The following is a 17,477-nucleotide window of genomic DNA, read 5'->3' on the forward strand; positions in this document are numbered from 1 at the left end:
AACTGATCACTGATAACTGATCACTGATAACTGATCACTGATAACTGATCACTGATAACTGATCACTGATAACTGATCACTGATAACTGATCACTGATAACTGATCACTGATAACTGATAACTGATCACTGATAACTGATCACTGATAACTGATCACTGATAACTGATCACTGATAACTGATCACTGATAACTGATAACTGATAACTGATAACTGATAACTGATAACTGAAATGACGGACTTAAGCCACCTTTTTCCGTGACTCAAGGATGGGGTGAATAATTGTCCAGGCCAGGACGATAATTAAAGCCAAGATACCAAAACGAGCCATAGAAGTAACTAACTGGTGCAAGGGGAACAAACGGCCTAAAAAGAAGGATAATGTCACCATAATCGTCGCCCACACCGTTGCTCCACCGAGATTACAGAGGAAAAAGCGACCGTAGGGCATTCGGGCAATTCCCGCCATGGGACCTGCAAAGATTCTTAACAAAGCCACGAAGCGACCGAAAAAGACCGCCCGGGGTGCATTTTTACTAAATTGTTCCTTGGCTAATTCTAGTTTTTGAGGCGGAATCCGAAAGAATTTGCCAACTTTTAACAAAAACGGCCAACCTCCAGCGCGACCGAGCCAATAGCCAAAATTATCACCCAAAACTGCTCCTGTAATTGCGCTGACTAAAACTAACCAATAGTTCAAATCACCGCTACCGGCAAGGAAGCCGCCGACAATGGTGATGGTTTCTCCTGGGATGGGAATCCCGGTATTTTCGAGGGTGATACCGATAAATACTGCCCAGTATCCGTATTGGTGGGCGATTTCTTCAATATTTTCTAGGGATAATAGCTCTAGGGACATGGAGCGCTTTCTTAACAAAGGTTTACGAATATTCTAAGATATTTTTACAGTATTTAACCGTGGCTGAACATGACTTTTCCCAGTATTGATTTATTAGCAATTCGTCGGGGTGAGATAAAAGATTTAGGGGGCATGAACTTGTCAGGGGCTGATTTAGCGGGTGCAGACCTAGCCGGGGCGAATTTACGGGCAAATTTACGCGGTGCTGACCTGACGGGGGCAAATTTAAGGGGAGCAGATTTTCGTAATGCCGATTTACGCGGGGCAATTCTCCTCGATGCGATCGTGACTGGGGCAAGTTTGGCCGGCGCTTTTTTAGCCGGGGCGGTTTTTAATCATCTAGATTTGTCCGGGGCGGATTTTCGCGGTGTCGATGGCCGGGGAGTGAGTTTTGTCGGGGCGATTTTAACCCAAGCGGATTTTACTAGCGCTAATCTGTCCGGAGCAGATCTGTCGGCAACCGATTTAGAGGAAGCAATTTTTTTCGGGGCGATTTTACGCGGAACAAATTTTACTGATGCCAATCTTCTTTGTGCTAGTTTAGCCTCGGCAGTAACCACGGGGGCAATTTTCGATCGAGCTTGTTTGGAAGGGACAGGAGTAACCTAAGTAGGTAGTCGTTAAAAATTATCAGACACCCCCCTTATCAAGGGGGGACTAAGGGGGGACTAAGGGGGGATCAAGGGGGGACTAAGGGGGGATCAGAGGCAAAATCTATCTTCAATTTAATTATAACTACTTACTTAAATGGCTGATAGATAAAAGAAGATGAGTTTCTAATCGGTTGCTATCTGCCTCCATAGCTCCAGCTATTCTGAACCATTTAAACCCTTTGCTGCCCAGGGTCTTCTTCTTGTCCAAATTGATCAAGTTTTTGCCATCATCGACCAGAAAATTTAGTTTAATTGTCTGGGTAATCAGTGCAGTTATTGAAGAATTTTCCCCAACCAATTAGGCAATCAACCTAGTTCCTTAAGGGAACCTAGGGGAAAAGATTATGCACAAAAATGATAGGATTGATTGATACCTAGCTGCCGTTAATCGCTATCGATGAAACCTTTACACCAACTTTATCGCTATTTAAGTTTATTTTGCCTCTGTCTTCTTCTGACTGTGGGCTGTCAGTCCACTAATTCCAATTTACTACAAGTAGATAGCGATCGCCTGATGATTGGGACAACCCTAAAACCACGCTCGATCGATCCGGCCGATAGTTATGAGTTAGCGGGACTTTTTATTATTTATAATCTCGGTGAAACTCTCTACACCTACGCCGAAGGAACCACTAATTTAAAGCCTCTCCTTGCCACGGAATTGCCCCAAATTAGCCCCGATGGTTTGACTTATACTATCCCAGTACGTCGGGGAGTTATCTTTCATGATGGCACGGTTTTTAACGCAGAGGCGATGAAGTTTTCCCTAGAAAGATTCATCAAAAATGGTGGCGAACCGTCCTTTCTTCTCCGGGATACAATTGATAAAATCACCGCTACAAAAGAAGACGAAATTACTATTAAACTAACAAGACCTTTTGCCGCTTTTCCCGCTCTTTTAGCTTACCCCGGAGCCTGTGCGGTTTCACCCAAATTTTATCAAATTGGCGAGGGTAAATTTAAACCCGAAGAATTTATCGGCACAGGACATTATCGATTAAAAGCAGTTACTAGCGATTCTTTTAGTTTAGAAGCCTTCGATCGCTATTGGGGAGAACCGGCCAAAAATAAGGGAGTTAATGTGCAAATTTATCTCTCGAATCCTGCCAATTTATTTAACGGTTTTCAAACAGGTGCGGTGGATATTGCTTATCAATCTTTACTGCCTCCTCAAGTGAGAAAATTACGCACAGAAGCAGCCCAGGGAAAATGGCAAGCGATCGAATCTTCTGGGGCAGCAATTAACTTTATGAGCGTCAATCTCAAAAGTGAACCCACCGATAATATTTTAGTGCGACAAGCAATTGCTTCTCTAGTCGATCGAGATTTACTTAATGATCGCATTTTACAAGGTCAAGGGATACCTCTTTTTAGTCTCATTCCTACTACTTTTTCCGAGTCACAACCGGTGTTTAAAGAGCGCTATGGCAACCATAATATAGAGCAAGCAAAACAATTACTAAAAACTGCTGGTTATAGTCCAGAAAAACCCGCAATTGTAGAAGTTTGGCACTCCTCGGGATCGATTACTTCCAGCAGCGTGGCAGCAGTGATGAAAGCTCTAGCAAAACGGGATTTAGATAATATGATTCAATTTGAACCCAATAGTATCCTAGGAGCGGCCTTTTTCCGTAATATTAGCCGGGGACTTTATACCACTGCTCTATCTAATTGGTATCCCGATTTTTTGGATGCAGATAACTATATTTATCCCTTTTTAGATTGTGCTAAAGGTTCCCCAAAAACTGGTTGTGAAGAAGGAGGATCGCAAAGTCAAGGCTCATTTTTTTACAGTCAAGAAATGAATCAATTAATCGCACAATCCCGTCGGGAAAGTAACCCAGCCAAAAGAAAGCAGATTTTTGGCAAAATTCAAGAAATTCTCGCCGATGAAGTTCCCTATATTCCTCTTTGGCAAACCAAGGAATACGCTTTTGCTCGCCATGGCATCACGGGGGTTATCATCAATCCCAGTCAAACTTTTCCCTTCTGGACAATTGCCAAAAAATCCTGATAATTAATTATTAGGAGTCAGGAGATAGGGTGGTCACTGCGTGCGCGTTGCGGAGGGTTTTGGGGTGATAGGGTGATGAGACAGCTTCCCCACTTCCCCACTTCCCCACTTCCCCACTTCCCCACTTCCCCACTTCCCACTCCCGATTCCCTTCCTCATTCTCCATTTTCCTATGAAACTAACAGCAATGTCCTTTAATATTCGCTACGATAAACCCGATCCTGATGAGCGTAATTGGCGAGTAAGAAGGGAAGCAGTAGCGGCTCTAATTGCTCACTATTCTCCCGATATAATTGGTACTCAGGAAGCTCGCGCTAATCAACTATTGGATCTACACCGTTTATTGCCAAAATACCAAAGTTTAGGCAGCGATCGCAGAGGGACAGGATTAGATGAACATTGTGCGATTTTATATCAACCAAGTCGGTTAAAATGTTTAGAAATATACGAATTTTGGCTATCAGAAACTCCCGATATTGTTGGCAGTATCACTGAAGCTTGGGGTAATCCTTATCCCCGCATGGTAACGGGGGCTAAATTTCGCACTCTTGAGGGGCAAACTTTGCAGTTTTATAATACCCATCTCGATTACTATAGCGACAAAGCTAAGGACTTAGGTGCTAAGTGCATACAGGAGCATTTTTGTCAACTAGATTTAACAAAAGATTACCTATTTTTAACGGGTGATTTTAATGTTAATTCTCAACGATTACCCCGTCAGATTTTAACTCAACCTCTCCAGTCAGAAATTAGATTAAAGGATGCTTTAGCCGATTTGGAATTAGCCGAACAAATGAGCTTTAATAATTATACCGATACCCCTTATTTAGCCATCGATACCATTTATTATGATAGCCGTTTGCAGTTAGATTGGGCAAAAGTCGATCCTTCCCGTTGGTTGAATCTGATTCCTTCCGATCATTATCCCGTAATTGCTGCTTTTACCTTGCCCTAAAAATAGATGATTTTTTTATTTAGCAAATATATAGAGGGTAAAAGCTTCAGCAGACTCTGGTGATTCGATGGTTAAATTTGTTAAGTTTTTTAAACGACAAAAAAATTAACAATAAGCGCAAGCCTTGCCAGATATAGATCGCTCTCAATGGCGAAACCAATAATAATTATTTCCAAAAACTTAAGATTTATTTAAGTTTTTAAAGGGCAGTAATTACCGCATTTGTGTTATAAAAATAACAAGAACAATTTCTTGACCGAGGAAAAATTTATGAGCATCGAAGACAAAATGAAAGCGGCTGCCAAAAATGTCGAGGGGAAAGTACAATCGGCTGCTGGAGAATTAACTGGCGACGAGAAAATGAAAGCAGAAGGAGAATTAAAGCAGGTACAAGCAGCGGCAATGAACGTGGCAGCTGATGTCAAAGATAAGGCAGAAAATTTGTTGGAGGACATGAAAAACGCTGCCCAGGACGCAATCGAAAACATCAAAGACAAAATTAACTGAACGGGATTAAAATCATGATTAATGTCATTTCTTGGATAATTTTGGGCTTTATTGCTGGTGCGATCGCAAAAGCTATTTATCCTGGGCGACAGGGGGGTGGTATTTTTGCCACGACTTTGCTAGGAATTATCGGGGCTTTTGTGGGGGGAACCCTGTTAAATTTGCTTCAAACTGGCAGTTTTGCCCTAGGGAGTTCTAGCTTGAGCATACCGGGTATTTTTGTGGCTATTATCGGGGCAATCCTGTTTATTTTCCTCTGGGGATTAGTTACCAAACTCCTTCCTCGCTAATAGTCTTAACTCCTCTTTATTTGATTAATTCCACCCCATCTTTGCCGTCAATCTCTTGTAGATAAACCTTTACCTGTTCCTCGGCTGCGGTGGGTAGTTTTTTGCCCGTAAAATCCGGGTGAATTGGTAATTCCCGATGACCACGATCAACGAGGACTAATAAGCGGATTTTTTGCGGTCTGCCATACTCAATAATAGCATTAAAAGCGGCGCGGATTGTGCGACCTTTATAGATAACATCATCGACTAAAATCACGGTTTTTCCCGTGACATCTAGGGGCATTTTGGTTTTAGCAGGAGTGCGAGTTTTAATGCGATCAAGATCGTCGCGATAGAAGGTAATATCGATCGCTCCCACGGGAACTTTTACCCCTTCTAAGCTCTCAATTTGACTAGCAATTAAATTAGCTAAAGGCACTCCTCGCGTGTAGATACCGATCAAAATCAAATTATTTAAATCGCCACTTTTTTCGATAACTTCGGAAGCTAAACGGGTAATGGTGCGACGAATTTCGTCAGCCGAGAGAATTTCAATTAACTGTGAGGTCATAATTTTCCAAGACAAGGGGGGATAGGGGATAGGGAAATTTTTACAGTAATGGTCTTTTTTAACTTTTTCTTTTTTCCTTTAAAACCATCTTCCCACTAACGAATATAATTATTTTCACTTACCTATTTTACCTCGATCGCTCATGAGTGATGAATTATTGCAAAAATCTGCCCTAGAATTAGCCCAACTGATTCGCACTAAACAAATCTCCCCCCTAGAATTAACCCATTTATACCTCGACAGAATTGAAAAATTTGACAGTCAAATTGGTGGTTTTGTCCATGTCGCCGGGGAAAGCTCCCTAGCAACCGCGGGCGCCCAAACGGAACAATTAAGTCAAATCACCGATACTGCCGAATTACCGCCTTTTTTTGGAGTTCCCACCGCCATTAAAGACTTAAATGCCGTCGCTGGAATGCCAGTTAGTTACGGAGTCGCCGCCTTACAGGGAAATATCGCCCAATACGACGAAGGAATCGTCACCAGAATGAAAATGGCGGGTTTTATCCTTCTGGGCAAAACTGCCACTTCCCAGTTAGGTTCCTTTCCCTACACCGAAAATCCGGGTTTTTTGCCGACTCGTAACCCCTTCAACCGCGATTATACCGCAGGAGGTTCCAGTGGCGGCGCGGCGGCGGCGGTAGCGGCGGGTTTCTGCCCGATTGCCCAGGGTTCCGACGGTGGTGGTTCCATTCGTACTCCGGCGGGTTGTTGCGGTTTGGTGGGGATAAAACCCAGTCGTGGGCGCGTTTCCTATGCCCCGGTGGGGGAATTTCAAAGCGGTATCGCCACTAACGGCACTCTTTCTAAGACGGTGGCAGATGGGGCGGCGCTGCTTACCGTGATTTCGGGCTATACGACGGGCGATCCCTACTGGCTACCCGATCCGCCCTTTTCTTTCCTAGAAGCCACTCAGAGAGGCGTAAAACCCCTAAGAATCGCTTTTTCTACTTCCATATCTCCCTTCGGTGAAGCGGCTTCCGTTTATAAAAATGCTGTGATCGAGACGGCTAAAATTTTAGAGGACATGGGGCATCATTTAACCGAGTATTCTCCCGATTTACAGGCTTTAATCGCTCCTTTTCGCCGTATTTGGCAAGCGGGGACGGCAGCGGCGGCAATTCCCAAGCAGTTATTAAGTCCCCTTAATCAATGGTTATTAGAGAATTCTGGCAGCGCGGGGGAGTACCTGCAAGCAGTGCAGCAGATGCACATTATTTCGCGGCAAATTGTGGCGATGTTTGATAATTTTGATGTCTTACTTTTGCCCATTTTCCTACATCAACCCCCCGGAATTGGTGAGTGGGAAAATTTACCACCAGAAGAAGCGATTAATAATATAATTCGTTGGATTGCTCCTTCTCCGATTGCTAATGCGAGTGGTTTACCCGCGATTGCTTTACCCACAGGGGTTGATAGTCAGGGTTTACCCGTGGCAATTCAGTTAGTAGGTAAACCTGCTGATGAAATCACTTTGTTAGGTTTATCGGCACAATTAGAGGCAGCTAATCCTTTCGGTTTGACTGCTAATTTTAAGTAGGTAGGTGTTAAAAGTTGTCAGACACCCCCCTTATTAAGGGGGGACTAAGGGGGGATCGAAGCTAAAATCCATTTTTAATTTAATTATAACCAGCTACTTAACTAGCAAGACTTTCGGTAAATTGGGGAATGGAAGCGATAAGTTTACGGGTGTAATCGCTTTGGGGAGAGTTGATAATTTCGTTAGCTGTACCAATTTCCTCAATTTTACCTTTATTCATCACCATAATGCGATCGCTCATAAATCTGACGACACTTAAATCGTGGGAAATAAAGATATAAGTGAGATTAAATTCCTGCTGTAATTCTTTGAGTAAATTTAAGACTCCCGCTTGCACGGAAACATCTAAAGCAGAGACAGATTCATCACAGATAATAAACTGAGGATTTAAGGCTAAAGCGCGAGCAATACACACCCTTTGTCGTTGTCCTCCCGATAATTGATGGGGATAGCGATCAAACCAATTAGGATCGAGTTTAACTCGTTCTAATAAATATTCTACTCGTTGCCGTTGCTTTTTGTAATTGCCGCCGGTATGATGAATAACCATCGGTTCTAAAATTGCTTTACCGATGGATAAACGGGGATTCAGGGAGTTGTAGGGATTCTGAAAAACTATCTGTAATTCCCGGCGCAGTAGTCTTAATTTTGGATCGCTGGGGTTTAATTTAGCGAGATTTTCTCCTCGGAAATAGATATCTCCAGAAGTGGCAGGAATTAAGCGCAGAATTGTCCTTGCTAAGGTAGATTTTCCGCAGCCCGACTCACCGACTAAACCCAGGGTTTCCCCCCGTTTAACGGCAAAACTGACCTGATCTACGGCATTAAAAAAGGTCTTTACTTGCCCGAAAACTCCCTTAACTGGAAATCTAACCGATAAATTTTCTACCGATAAAATATTCTCGTGATGTTGTAAACCTTCAATTCTGCTTTCTTCCTCTTGGAGAGTAATAAATTTAACTGCTGGTGGAGTAATTTCCTGTAATTCAATAATCTTACCTTGAGAGTCTTTTTCCACTCGTAAAAAATCGCTGACGGTGGGCAATTTTTCTGGACGAGAGTTTAAGCGAGGACGACAGGCAAGTAAACCTTTTGTGTAGGGATGTTGGGGATAATTTAATACTTCTTCTTTAGTTCCCTGTTCGACAATTTCTCCTTGATACATCACGACAATTTGATCGGCAATTTCGTTAATAACTCCTAAATCGTGGGAGATAAAAACCATTGACATTTCTCGATCGCTTTTACACAAATCTCTTAATAATCTTAATATTTCTGCTTGGACAGTCACATCTAAAGCGGTGGTTGGTTCATCGGCAATTAATAGGGTAGGATTACAAGAAATCGCCATGGCAATCATTACCCTTTGTAATTGTCCCCCCGATAATTCGTGAGGATAACGCTTGAGAATTGCCTCTTTTTGTTCCTGAATATAAGTTCTAATTTTTTCTCTGACATGACCCTTATTTTCTAAGGGAAAAGTTTCTATATACTTCTCCTCCAACTGTTCATCACTGGGTAATAAGCGCACTTCTTGCAGTAGAGAGATGGCTTGATTTTTTGCCTGTTCAGTGGTGACTTTTTGATGCAGTAAAATTGCTTCTGTGAGTTGAAACTCGATGTTATAAACTGGATTAAGAGAACTCATTGGTTCTTGGAAAATCATCGCCATTTCTCCCCCGCGATAATAACGCAATTCTTCCGGGGGAATAGATAATAAATCTACTGCTTGCATTGACGGACCTTTTGCCGGACGAAAGCAAATTTCTCCCCCGGTAATTTTTCCAGGAGAGGGAACCAATCCCATGAGTGCAAGGGAGGTGACGGATTTTCCTGAACCCGACTCCCCCACACAACCGAGAACTTGACCTTTCTGCAAGCTAAAACTAATGTTATTAACGGCGACTGTTGTTCTTTTCTGATTAGAAAATTCAACGGTGAGATGGCGAACGTCGAGAACTTTGTTATCCATAGCTCTTTAACTGGTGAAACCTAGCATCATCTTAACCTAAGTGGCTCTTCGTTACTTGGTATGGTTCGATAGGGGAGCATAAATCGACTAAATCCTTATCTGGCAAGAGACTTAATTGATTAGTTCGCTCTAGAGAAAAATAATTGACAAAAATCGCTAAACACCTAAGTTGTCAATTTTAACTATATAGCAGTTATCTTAATGATGAGGTGGGAAGTTTTACTTACCCAATCAGGTTACACTGCATCTTGATGAGAAAAGCTATATTCACCTTCACTCATCAACAAATAAGAGGTGAGCTATTTTTAGCTACAAGAGGACCCAGAGAATAGGGAGGCTAAAGTTTAAAACCAAACCTTTTGTTGTCCAGTTATACCATAAGAGTTAAGGATAAACACAAAGGCACAAAGAACACAAACAGAAAGACAGATTCGATTGACTGATAAATATAGCTTTTTCTGTTTAAAAACCGTCGAAAAAAGGAATAGAGCCTGAAACTCTACTCCTCAATCAAAAATTGCAGTTAATTTCTAACCCTATACTACCACAGAAGTCAAAGCTTATTTGAGGATAGCGGCTTTATCGGTCTTTTCCCAGGGTAAATCGAGATCATTGCGCCCAAAATGACCATAAGCGGCCACATCTTGGTAAAAACGATCGCCTCTTTCCGAGGGTAAACCGCGCAGGTTAAAGGTTTGGATAATACCGGCCGGACGAAGTTCAAAGTATTTATTGATTAAGTCCAGAATCACATCATCAGCGACTTTGCCAGTGCCAAAGGTTTCCACGAAGAGACTCACCGGACGAGCTACCCCAATCGCATAACCCACTTGAATCTCGCACTTATCGGCCAAACCAGCAGCGACGATATTTTTGGCCACATAACGGCAAGCATAGGCCGCGGAGCGATCGACTTTGGTAGGATCCTTACCGGAGAAAGCGCCGCCACCGTGACGAGAATAGCCACCGTAGGTATCGACGATAATTTTCCGTCCCGTTAATCCCGCGTCGCCTTGGGGTCCACCAATGACGAATTTTCCGGTGGGATTAACCAGATAACGGGTGTTGGCATCGGGTTTAATCTCTAAATCGCTGAAAACCGGCTCTACTACCGCTTTCCAGAGATCACTTTTAATCTTTTGTTGGACGAGATCATTATCAGTGATATCGCCGATAGTAGCATCGTGTTGGGTAGAAACAAGGATAGTATCGATACCCACGGGACGACCATCTTCATAAATGACCGATACTTGCGTTTTACCGTCGGGACGCAGATAGGAAAGTTCACCGGTTTTTCTGACTGCCGCTAGACGGCGAGCGATGCGGTGGGCTAAACTAATCGGTAAGGGCATAAATTCGGGGGTTTCATTGCAAGCGAAACCGAAGACAATACCCTGGTCTCCCGCACCAATTTTATCGAGTTCATCATTGCTGAGAAGTTCGCGATTTTCCTGAGCAGCCGTGACCCCCTGGGAAATATCGGGAGATTGTTCGTCTAAAGCGACTAAAACGGTGCAACTATTCGAGGAAAAGCCGTTATCTGCGTTGATATAGCCGATTTCAGCGATTTTCTTGCGAACTAAATCGACGAAGTGAACCTGTGCTTTCGAGGTGATTTCACCAGTAATCAAGACTAACCCTGTATTGACAACCACTTCAGCCGCTACACGACTGTGGTCATCTTGGGATAACAGAGCATCGAGAATAGTATCAGAAATCTGGTCACAAATTTTATCGGGATGTCCCTCTGTAACCGATTCGGAGGTGAACAAATAACGTTTAGACAAGTGATGTCCCTCACATAGTAGTACGTTTGAACGCAAAAAGATTCCAAGAAATCTTTGATAATACAGTGTAACAGGGAATTTGTAGAGATAAAGTATTTTCAATAAGAAACCGCCCGAACATTGTTCGGACGGAGTGTGGTGTGAGGAGTGAACGGAAACTTTCGTCTCCGCTAATTCCATTGTAGATGACAACTTAGAATCTTGAGCGATTTGAAACAAACTAGCCCAAAAAATTTTTATTTCTTGAAGGGGTTGACTAATGCCCGATAGCCGTCTCGATGATGTAGCCTGATTAATAGAGGTCGCAGAGCTATACGGAAAGATTATGACAGTCACAGCCGATTATTTAGAACAACTCAATCCTTCCCAGCGCCTTGCTGTGGAGCATTTTTGCGGCCCCCTGTTGGTGGTTGCTGGAGCAGGATCGGGAAAAACTAGCGCTTTAACCTATCGTATCGCCCATTTGATCCGTCATCACGGGGTCGAGCCGGAAAATATTCTCGCGGTCACTTTTACCAATAAGGCGGCCCGGGAAATGAAAACTAGAATTGAAAAAACTTTTGCTCAACAGAAAGCACAGGAAAAATACGGTCAAAGATTAGAACTTTTGGAAGAATACGAACAGAAAAAACTCTTTTCTCAAGTTTATCGGAATTATACTAAAAAACTCTGGATTGGGACTTTTCACAGTCTTTGCGGTCGAATTTTGCGCTATGACATTAATAAATATCAGGATGAATATGGTCATAGTTGGCAAAGGAATTTCTCAATTATGGACGAATCTGATGCCCAGAGTTTGGTGAAAAATATCGTCACTAAACAAATGAATTTAGACGATAAAAAATTTGATGCTCGCAATCTACGTTATGCGATTAGTAATGCCAAAAATTTAGGTTTAACCCCCACAGATTACGCCAGAGAAAACCCTCATTTTCGGGGAAGGGTCATTTCTGAGGTTTATCAGACTTATCAGATGCAATTAGCACAAAATAACGCCCTAGATTTTGATGATTTGATACTGGTTCCAGTCCGTCTTTTTCAGCAAAATGAATCTATTCTCGGTTATTGGCACACGCAATTTAAGCATATTTTAGTCGATGAATACCAAGATACTAACCGGATTCAGTACGAGTTAATTCGGCTTTTGTCCACCAATGGTGAAACAAAAAAAAGTGAGTGGAATTGGACGGATCGATCGATTTTTGTGGTGGGTGATGCCGACCAATCTATCTATAGTTTTCGGATGGCAGATTTTACTATTTTGCTCAATTTTCAAGCGGACTTTGGCGATGGTTTACCCGATGATGATACTCGCACGATGGTGAAACTACAGGAAAACTATCGTTCACGGGAAAATATTCTGCAAGCGGCCAATAAATTAATTGAAAAGAATAGTCAAAGAATCGATAAAGTCCTTGTTCCCACTAGAGAAGGGGGCGATAGTATCTATGTTTTTAAAGCCAGAGATGAACAGGAAGAAGCAGCTTTTGTTATCGATAAAATCAGAGAATTTACCCAAGAAAACCCCGAATTAAATTGGGGTAGTTTTGCTATTCTCTACCGAATTAATGCCCAATCTCGTCCCTTTGAAGATGGGTTAATTCGCAATAATATCCCCTATAATATTGTCGGGGGATTTAAATTTTATGATCGACAGGAGATTAAAGATGCGATCGCTTATTTACGAGTGATTGCCAATCCTGCTGATACCGTTAGTTTACTGAGAATTATTAACACTCCCCGGCGCGGTATCGGTAAAACCACAATCGATAATTTGCTCAAAGCTGCCCAAGAATTAGGAGTACCTTTATGGGAAATTATCAGCGATGAAACTTCCGTTAATACTCTCGCTGGTCGTGCGACTAAAAGCATCAATAAATTAGCTAAAACTATCCAAAACCTGCAAGAAAAAATCACCGATTTATCCGCTAGTGAAATCCTAGATCAAATCATGGAAAATTCGGGATATATTGATGAATTAAAACAGCAGGGAACCGAGGAAGCTGATACCCGGATCGAAAATATCCAAGAACTTTATACCGCCGTGGTACAATTTCAAGAGGAAAATGAGGAAACTAATCTACGGGAATTTCTCGCTAGTGCTAGTTTAGCCTCGGACTTAGATAATCTTCAGGAAGGTCAGGAAAAAGTATCGTTAATGACTCTACATTCAGCCAAAGGTTTAGAGTTTCCTATCGTCTTTTTAGTCGGTTTAGAACAGGGCATTTTTCCCCATAATCGTAGTTTAAACGATCCCATTGCTCTTGAGGAAGAACGGCGTTTGTGTTATGTGGGAGTGACTCGGGCCAAGGAACAATTATTTTTAACCTACGCAAAAGAAAGATATGTCTGGGGAAATAAAGAGACTAAGGTAGCTTCCCAATTTTTGCAGGAATTGCCCCCAGAATTGCTCACAAGCAACCTGAAACCCAAAAAGACCCCAAAAGTGGTTCCCATTCAAACAACCGCCTCTAATCAAAGAAAATGGCAGGTAGGCGATCGAGTGTTACACTCTACTTTTGGAGAAGGAGAAGTGACCCATATCCTCGGTACGGGCAAAAAAATGAATCTAGCGGTCAAATTTTCGGGTTTAGGTCAGAAAATCATCGATCCTCGCACCGCACCCATGCAACTTATCCAGGAATAGGTAATCATCTGTAGGGTGGGTTAGGCGAAAATAAGTTATAATCTCACTAAAAATTGAGTATTCGCCGTAACCCACCGGCTTTTTACTCCCTATCTCCCCACTGATAACTGATTACTGTTCACTGATAACTGACACCCCCTGATTCCTCAACTCCGATCGCTACCTGCTGTTAGAATAGAGAATTGCGGTCAGACTGACGATAAAATTGAGAAGCTAAATCCTTGATTCTTAATAGTTGTTGAGAAACTTTCCGCCTACTATCGCAATTATCCGATAATATGGGCAACAGCGAGTTAGTCTATTCAGTCTGTTAAAATTGACCCCCGTTGGTCGTATTCGCGCACTGTCTAACCTTTATGATGAGGATCAGTTAATATGGAATCAATGCAACCCACCGAAACACAAAATCCGATTAGAACAGATTTACCCGGGTCTCTGAGCAAACCCAGCAGCAGCAGCACCGAACAGATTTGGTCTGAATATGTAGAACCAGTTTGGGATTCGGTAATGTCCTATCTGGCTAATGTCCCCGATTATATCGGTAGTTTCTTCTCTGGATACAAAAAACCTTTAATCGTTCTGGGGGCAATTTTAGCGAGTTTTGTCACCGTAAAAGTTACCCTAGCGGTCTTAGATGCGATCGATGATATTCCCCTCCTTGCTCCTATCCTACAATTAGTTGGGATCGTTTACACTGGTTGGTTTGTCTGGCGCTATCTGCTCAAAGATGAAAATCGTCGCGAGTTATTAGCCGAAATTGATGCACTAAAAGCGCAAGTTTTTGGCAGTCACAATAACACTTTATAGATAGAATCAAGCATAAAAAACAAAGGAGTTGAGTGTTTCCGCTCAACTCTTTTGTTTTTGCACAACAGCTTACACTAGAGTTCTTGCATAAGTAGGGTTTGCGGCAAAAAGTACGGGCGAAGCATTCGGATAGAAAATCTCCGGTTTCACCGATAGGTTATTGCCCGAATGCTTCGCCCCTACAGGACGCGGGCCGATGAAGACGCAAGGTTGCCTACATTTCAAATTTATTCAGCAAACCCTAATTAATTTTTGAGAGGGCAAAAATGAGAGAAATAAGCATAAAATTGCCTAAAATTCTTAAATAGAGCATTCAATTGATTAATGCTCATTCTTAATTCTCCTGACTCGGAGAATACTGATTCCTGACCCGACCAACAAACTTTTTCAGCAAACCCTAGCTTAACACCATAGTTCGGAAACCCGTACCGATCGAGCCGTTGTCAGGGGGACTTCTATTTCGGTAAATTAGCACTCGGAAGGTAAGAGTGCTAATCTGGAAAAGGCACTTACCCAAATACAAGACAAACGGAGGATATTCCATGGCTGCAGTCAGCATCAACGTAACAACTGTTAAACCCCTAGGCGATCGAGTTTTCGTTAAAGTTAGCCCCAGCGAAGAAAAAACCGCCGGTGGCATTTTCCTTCCCGATGCCGCTAAAGAAAAACCCCAAATCGGAGAAGTCGTGGCCGTCGGCGCTGGCAAACGCAACGATGACGGTAGCCGCACCCCTGTGGAAGTGGGTGTGGGGGACAAAGTTCTCTACTCCAAATATGCCGGAACCGATATCAAACTTGGTGGCGAAGAGTACGTTCTCCTCTCCGAAAAAGACATTCTCGCCTCCGTTTCCTAATCATCTACCCTTGAAAACCCCTATTTTGCACGAATAACGATACATTATGGCTAAATCTATTATCTACAACGAAGATGCTCGTCGAGCCCTAGAAAAAGGCATGGATCTGCTGGCCGAAGCGGTAGCCGTCACCCTCGGTCCCAAAGGTCGTAACGTCGTCCTCGAAAAGAAATTTGGCGCACCCCAAATCGTCAATGATGGCATCACCATCGCTAAAGAAATCGAACTGGAAGACCATATCGAGAACACCGGTGTGGCTTTAATTCGCCAAGCCGCCTCAAAAACCAACGATGTGGCAGGTGATGGTACAACTACCGCCACCGTTCTCGCCCACGCTATCGTTAAAGAAGGTTTACGCAACGTCGCCGCCGGTGCTAACCCGATTTCTCTGAAAAAAGGGATCGATAAAGCTGCCGATTTCCTCGTCAGTCAAATCGCCAAACACGCGAAACCCGTAGAAGATTCCAAAGCGATCGCACAAGTGGGCGCTATCTCTGCCGGTAACGATGATGAAGTCGGTCAAATGATCGCCTCGGCCATGGATAAAGTCGGTAAAGAAGGCGTAATTTCCCTAGAAGAAGGGAAATCCATGACCACCGAACTAGAAATCACCGAAGGGATGCGTTTTGACAAAGGTTATATCTCTCCCTACTTTGTCACCGACACCGAGCGCATGGAATGCGTTTTTGAGGATCCCGCTATTCTGATTACCGACAAAAAAATCGGTTTAGTACAGGATTTGGTTCCCATTCTCGAACAGGTGGCCCGTCAAGGTAAACCCCTAGTAATTATCGCCGAAGACATCGAAAAAGAAGCTTTGGCAACCCTAGTAGTTAACCGTCTGCGCGGTGTTCTTAACGTCACTGCGGTGAAGGCCCCTGGATTTGGCGATCGCAGAAAAGCGATGTTAGAAGATATCGCCGTCTTAACCGGTGGTCAAGTAATCAGCGAAGATGCGGGTTTAAAACTGGAAACCACCAAAATTGACAGCTTAGGTACGGCCCGTCGTATCACCATGAACAAAGATACCACCACCATCGTCGCCGAAGGCAACGACGTGGCAGTGAAAACCCGTTGTGAGCAAATTCGCCGTCAAATCGAGGAAACCGATTCTTCCTACGATAAAGAAAAACTGCAAGAACGTCTGGCTAAATTAGCCGGGGGTGTGGCAGTGATTAAAGTCGGTGCCGCTACCGAAACGGAAATGAAAGACCGCAAATTGCGCTTAGAAGACGCAATTAACGCCACTAAAGCAGCCGTAGAAGAAGGCATCGTCCCCGGAGGTGGTACTACTTTAGCTCACCTGGCTCCCCAATTGGAAACTTGGGCCAAAGAAACCCTACACCATGAAGAATTAACCGGTGCTTTAATCGTTTCTCGCGCCATTGCTGCTCCCTTAAAACGGATCGCTGAAAATGCCGGCCAAAACGGTGCAGTTATTGCCGAACGGGTGAAAGAAAAGCCCTTTAATGTCGGTTATAATGCCGCTACTGGTGAGTTCTCCGATATGTTTGAGGCGGGTATCGTTGACCCCGCGAAAGTGACTCGTTCTGCCCTACAAAATGCCGCTTCTATCGCCGGTATGGTTTTAACTACCGAGTGTATTGTGGTGGATAAACCCGAAAAAGAAAAAGCCGCTGCTCCAGGCGGCGGTGGAGATTTCGACTATTAGTAATTAGTCTATTTTTTCTCGACTCGATCACTTAAATGCGATCGAGTTTTTTTGATGAAAAAACATCTTTTTGCATGAGTGCATGAGTAGAAAACGGGTTTCTCGGAGAAACCCGTTTTTCGTTGCCTCAACCCGACCTACGAATTTACTATACAAACCGGGAAGCTTTTAAGCTGTAGCGACTGTCTTGATTGTCAAGGGCTAATTCAAAAAAACTCAAGCAGTTGCCGTAAAACTCAAAATCTCAAGCCGGAAAAAAGCGCAGCAAAAACTAAGTCGCTCAGGTTAAACCAAAGCAAGCGCAACCCTTGATCAGAGATAACAAAAAGTGTGAATCTCTAGGAACAAGGTGGTAAATTGTCAGCAAGCTG

The 17,477-nt window shown here is 43.2% G+C and carries 14 protein-coding genes; 10 read left to right on the forward strand and 4 right to left on the reverse strand.

Annotation, left to right across the window (positions count from 1 at the left end; translation table 11 throughout):
- Nucleotides 1-240 precede the first annotated feature (240 nt).
- Nucleotides 241-858 carry a DedA family protein gene (locus EWV66_RS16005; protein ID WP_002759504.1) on the reverse strand — a complete coding sequence of 206 codons (618 nt, stop codon included), beginning with the start codon at nucleotides 856-858 and terminating at the stop codon, nucleotides 241-243.
- A 69-nt stretch (nucleotides 859-927) separates the two neighbouring features.
- Here EWV66_RS16005 and EWV66_RS16010 point away from each other — a divergent pair, with 69 nt between their 5' ends.
- From EWV66_RS16010 to EWV66_RS16030, 5 genes are all read left to right on the forward strand, one after another.
- Nucleotides 928-1,467, forward strand: a complete 540-nt coding sequence (locus tag EWV66_RS16010) for a pentapeptide repeat-containing protein (protein WP_004161439.1) — start codon at nucleotides 928-930, stop codon at nucleotides 1,465-1,467.
- Nucleotides 1,468-1,908: 441 nt separating this feature from the next.
- Nucleotides 1,909-3,525 (forward strand): ABC transporter substrate-binding protein, encoded by a 1,617-nt coding sequence (locus EWV66_RS16015; RefSeq protein ID WP_072926583.1) that lies wholly within the window; start codon nucleotides 1,909-1,911, stop codon nucleotides 3,523-3,525.
- Between the two features lie 172 nt (nucleotides 3,526-3,697).
- A complete protein-coding gene (locus EWV66_RS16020) occupies nucleotides 3,698-4,480 on the forward strand; it encodes an endonuclease/exonuclease/phosphatase family protein (protein ID WP_052278121.1) in 783 nt (260 codons plus the stop codon).
- Between the two features lie 270 nt (nucleotides 4,481-4,750).
- On the forward strand, nucleotides 4,751-4,987 hold the full coding sequence (locus EWV66_RS16025; RefSeq protein ID WP_052278120.1) for a CsbD family protein: 237 nt from the start codon (nucleotides 4,751-4,753) through the stop codon (nucleotides 4,985-4,987).
- A 14-nt stretch (nucleotides 4,988-5,001) separates the two neighbouring features.
- Nucleotides 5,002-5,277: a GlsB/YeaQ/YmgE family stress response membrane protein gene (locus tag EWV66_RS16030; RefSeq protein ID WP_172967336.1), complete on the forward strand. Its 276-nt coding sequence runs from the start codon at nucleotides 5,002-5,004 to the stop codon at nucleotides 5,275-5,277.
- A gap of 16 nt (nucleotides 5,278-5,293) precedes the next feature.
- Here EWV66_RS16030 and pyrR read toward each other — a convergent pair whose 3' ends face one another.
- The gene (gene pyrR / locus EWV66_RS16035) at nucleotides 5,294-5,827 is read right to left on the reverse strand and encodes a bifunctional pyr operon transcriptional regulator/uracil phosphoribosyltransferase PyrR (protein ID WP_002769862.1); all 534 of its coding nucleotides are present in this window, start codon (nucleotides 5,825-5,827) and stop codon (nucleotides 5,294-5,296) included.
- A gap of 142 nt (nucleotides 5,828-5,969) precedes the next feature.
- On the opposite strand from pyrR, the gene EWV66_RS16040 reads away from it, so the two are divergent.
- Nucleotides 5,970-7,367 (forward strand): amidase, encoded by a 1,398-nt coding sequence (locus tag EWV66_RS16040; RefSeq protein ID WP_052278119.1) that lies wholly within the window; start codon nucleotides 5,970-5,972, stop codon nucleotides 7,365-7,367.
- Nucleotides 7,368-7,464: 97 nt separating this feature from the next.
- On the opposite strand, the gene EWV66_RS16045 is transcribed toward EWV66_RS16040, so the two are convergent.
- On the reverse strand, nucleotides 7,465-9,339 hold the full coding sequence (locus tag EWV66_RS16045; protein ID WP_185237846.1) for an ABC transporter ATP-binding protein: 1,875 nt from the start codon (nucleotides 9,337-9,339) through the stop codon (nucleotides 7,465-7,467).
- Between the two features lie 560 nt (nucleotides 9,340-9,899).
- Nucleotides 9,900-11,126, reverse strand: a complete 1,227-nt coding sequence (metK, locus tag EWV66_RS16050; protein WP_287108057.1) for a methionine adenosyltransferase — start codon at nucleotides 11,124-11,126, stop codon at nucleotides 9,900-9,902.
- A gap of 325 nt (nucleotides 11,127-11,451) precedes the next feature.
- Here metK and pcrA point away from each other — a divergent pair, with 325 nt between their 5' ends.
- From pcrA to groL, 4 genes are all read left to right on the forward strand, one after another.
- On the forward strand, nucleotides 11,452-13,773 hold the full coding sequence (gene pcrA, locus EWV66_RS16055; protein WP_287108058.1) for a DNA helicase PcrA: 2,322 nt from the start codon (nucleotides 11,452-11,454) through the stop codon (nucleotides 13,771-13,773).
- A gap of 375 nt (nucleotides 13,774-14,148) precedes the next feature.
- Nucleotides 14,149-14,580, forward strand: coding sequence for a CAAD domain-containing protein (locus tag EWV66_RS16060; protein WP_002769850.1), 432 nt, complete (start codon nucleotides 14,149-14,151; stop codon nucleotides 14,578-14,580).
- Nucleotides 14,581-15,122: 542 nt separating this feature from the next.
- Nucleotides 15,123-15,434 carry a co-chaperone GroES gene (gene groES / locus EWV66_RS16065; protein ID WP_002769848.1) on the forward strand — a complete coding sequence of 104 codons (312 nt, stop codon included), beginning with the start codon at nucleotides 15,123-15,125 and terminating at the stop codon, nucleotides 15,432-15,434.
- Nucleotides 15,435-15,480: 46 nt separating this feature from the next.
- Nucleotides 15,481-17,106: a chaperonin GroEL gene (groL, locus tag EWV66_RS16070; protein ID WP_002744527.1), complete on the forward strand. Its 1,626-nt coding sequence runs from the start codon at nucleotides 15,481-15,483 to the stop codon at nucleotides 17,104-17,106.
- Nucleotides 17,107-17,477: the final 371 nt, after the last annotated feature.

Origin of the sequence: Microcystis sp. M_OC_Ca_00000000_C217Col (assembly GCF_007095585.1) — a bacterium.
Lineage (GTDB): Bacteria > Cyanobacteriota > Cyanobacteriia > Cyanobacteriales > Microcystaceae > Microcystis > Microcystis panniformis.